The following is a 383-nucleotide window of genomic DNA, read 5'->3' on the forward strand; positions in this document are numbered from 1 at the left end:
AGTAGAAGCTTTGGGAAATGAAAATGATATTTTAATAGGCATTTCAACCAGTGGAAAAAGTCCTAATGTCTTAGAAGCATTTAAAAAGGCTAAAGAACTAAATATGCTTTGCTTGGGGCTTAGTGGCAAAGGAGGTGGAAAGATGAATGAGCTTTGCGACCATAATCTTGTCGTGCCAAGTGATGATACAGCTAGAATTCAAGAAATGCATATCTTAATCAGACACACGCTGTGTCAGATAGTAGATGAGAGCTTTTGATGAAGGCATTTAGCACTTTCTATAACTAATTCCGGTTTTAAATCTTTCATGCACCGATGATGTTTTAAAGGACAGGTTTTTTGCATACAAGGCATACAAGCTAAATTTAGCTGTCCTAATTTTG

Annotated in this window: 1 protein-coding gene and 1 pseudogene; one reads left to right on the forward strand and one right to left on the reverse strand. The window is 36.3% G+C overall.

What is annotated here, in order from left to right:
• Nucleotides 1-259, forward strand: a 259-nt coding sequence (locus KJR01_RS10050; protein WP_214119113.1) for an SIS domain-containing protein, incomplete at its 5' end; no start/stop codon positions are given.
• On the opposite strand, the pseudogene KJR01_RS10055 reads toward KJR01_RS10050, so the two are convergent.
• Nucleotides 219-383, reverse strand: a pseudogene (locus tag KJR01_RS10055) (ADP-heptose--LPS heptosyltransferase); the annotation flags it as partial. The gene KJR01_RS10050 and the pseudogene KJR01_RS10055 sit on opposite strands and share 41 nt — an antisense overlap.

This window comes from Campylobacter sp. 2018MI10 (assembly GCF_018501175.1).
Classification (GTDB): domain Bacteria; phylum Campylobacterota; class Campylobacteria; order Campylobacterales; family Campylobacteraceae; genus Campylobacter_E.